Annotated in this window: 1 protein-coding gene and 1 pseudogene; both read left to right on the top strand. The window is 75.1% G+C overall.

Annotation, left to right across the window (positions count from 1 at the left end; genetic code table 11):
• Window positions 1-756, top strand: a 756-nt coding sequence (locus RH94_RS18740) for a ferritin-like domain-containing protein (RefSeq protein ID WP_143204040.1), incomplete at its 5' end; no start/stop codon positions are given.
• 416 nt (window positions 757-1,172) lie between these two features.
• A pseudogene (locus tag RH94_RS18735) lies at window positions 1,173-1,771 on the top strand (IS200/IS605 family accessory protein TnpB-related protein); the annotation flags it as partial.

Genomic DNA, 1,771 nt, shown 5'->3' with positions numbered 1-1,771 from the left:
CCGCTGACCGCGGTGCCGTGGCAGACGCCGTTCACCCTGCCGGACGAGGTGGAGGCGGCCGTCGTCCAGGTCATGACGTACCTGGTGGAGAACGAGCAGGCGGCGCTGGTCGTGCCCGCACGGCTGCTGGTCCAGGTGCACCCGCACTTCCGTGAGGTGCTCCAGCTGCTGGCCGTGCAGGCCGCCGACGAGGCCCGGCACGTGGAGGTCTTCACCCGGCGGGCGCTGCTGAAGGGCGGCGTGATGGGCACGTCGTCGGCGGGCGGCCGGGCGTCGCTCGCGACCCTGCTGGCCGAACCGGACTTCTCCATCGCGTCGTTCCTGCTGTCCGTTCTCGGGGAGGGCAGCTTCCTCAGTCTGCTGACGTTCCTGGACCGGCACGCGCCGGATCCCGTGACCCGCCAGATCAGCCGTCTGGTGCGGCAGGACGAGGCCCGGCACGTCGCCTTCGGGCTGGGCCACCTGGAGCACCGGGCCGGCGTGGACCCGCGGCTGCGCGGCCGGCTGCGGGCCGCCGTGGAGCGCCGCCACGACGTGCTGGCCGACACCGCGGGCCTGAACCGGGACGTGTTCGACGCGCTGGTGCTGCTGGCCGCCGGGTCGTGGGAGCCGGAGGCGATCGCCCGCGGCTGGCAGGCGGTGCGGCGGCTGGGGACGGAGATGGACGAGGGGCGCCGCCACCGGCTGTCCCGGCTAGGCTTCCCCGACGACGAGGCCGCGGCCCTGTCGGCGCTGCACACCCGCAACTTCATGTAGCGGGCGACCGCACCCGCCGCTCGTCCCCGTACGCCCGGACGCGGTTTCGGGCGCGCGCCGTCCGGGCACCCGTGCCAGGCTCGAGAGCGAGCACCGGGGGTGCGGGGCCGGACACGGCGGCGGAAAGGCGGGCACGGCGTGGCGGTGGCTGACAAGCGCACGTCCTCCGAGCCGCCCGCGCGCGGCGAACGGGTGGCGACCGCCAGGCGTGCCCCGAGCGGGGTCATGTCGGTGAGGGCTGTGAACTGCTGTCGGTCGACAGTGGTTGGGCGTGCTCTGGTGTGCATGAGTGAGCATCAGTGACGGCGTGCGGCCGTGGACGGCGACAGAGGTTCTGGTTTCGAATGCGTGACCTTCGACCGGGACGCTCGTTGGGTGCGGTGAGGGGTTGGTCGAGCGTCGGGCGGGGGTGGGGCATGAGCGGGCTGCGCGAGGTGGCGGCGCCGTTCGTGGTGCCCGGCCCGTCCGGGGTGGCGGTCCGCGCCGGCCTCAAGGGCCTGACCGGGCAGGACGAAACAGTCCTGCGCCGGGTCGGCGCTCTGCTCGGCTCGCTGGCCTCCGGCGACCTGAAGGCCAGCTGCGCGGCCGGCCTGGAGCACGACGGCGCGCAGTGGGCGCGGCGCAAGCGGGCGCTGACGGGGGAGTCGTCCTCGCGGTGGGCGGGCAGCATCACCAAGGCCACGCACGAGCAGTGGGCTTTGGCCCGGCGCGGGCAGCTCGCCCACCTCCACAGCCTCCAGGCAGGCATCGACACGATCAGGCGCCGGTTCGCGCAGCCTCTCGGGGCCAGGGGCGTCCAGGGTGCGCCCGGTGGCTACGGCTCGCGGCGGGAGTGGTTCGCCAAGGCGCGGCGGCTGCACGTGCTTCAGGACCGGCTGGCGCGGGTGCGGGCCGACGTCGAGGCCGGGCGGGTGCGGGTGGTGCGCGGCGGCAAGAAGCTGCTCCGCGCCCGGCACCACCTGCAGGCCGCCGGGCTGACCGAAGACGGGTGGGGGCTGCGGTGGCGGGCCGAGCG

The organism is Streptomyces kebangsaanensis (genome assembly GCF_001906585.1).
In the GTDB taxonomy this organism is placed as follows: domain Bacteria; phylum Actinomycetota; class Actinomycetes; order Streptomycetales; family Streptomycetaceae; genus Streptomyces; species Streptomyces kebangsaanensis.
Note: the sequence above shows the minus strand (reverse complement) of the source record. Positions and strands in the feature narration are given on the sequence as shown.